Genomic DNA, 424 nt, shown 5'->3' with positions numbered 1-424 from the left:
TAGACTTCCTCCGATCAAAAGCATGCAATTAACTACCCGCAACATTCCGAAGAATGCTACGTCGTGGATCCGTAGATCCACTTTGGTTAGTGTACTTGACTTGGACAACGTCACAACTTGCTGCTACGCAGCTGCACCTCTCACACGAGGCGCCAGTGACGCTGATGTTTCATCTCTATATACAATGTCAAAACGATGATCCGAAGATCCTCGCATCGTCCAGTTGGACGAGAAAGAAGTCAAAAACTGCTTTCTGATCGAACTGGCGTTTCGTGTTATGTCCGCTCTCGAGCGTTCCGCCGCCTTTTTGGCTGCGCCAAAAAATCGTTGGTGGAGCCTAGGAGGATCGAACTCCTGACCTCCTGAATGCAAATCAGGCGCTCTCCCAGCTGAGCTAAGGCCCCACTTTTTTGCCACTGGCAAA

1 tRNA gene is annotated in these 424 nt (G+C 50.0%); it reads right to left on the bottom strand.

Annotated features, from left to right (window positions below):
- Positions 1–328 precede the first annotated feature (328 nt).
- Positions 329–404, bottom strand: a tRNA-Ala gene (locus tag AB4874_RS19915).
- Positions 405–424 lie beyond the last annotated feature (20 nt).

Source organism: Thioclava arctica, assembly GCF_040892615.1.
In the GTDB taxonomy this organism is placed as follows: Bacteria; Pseudomonadota; Alphaproteobacteria; order Rhodobacterales; family Rhodobacteraceae; genus Thioclava; species Thioclava arctica.
Note: the sequence above shows the minus strand (reverse complement) of the source record. Positions and strands in the feature narration are given on the sequence as shown.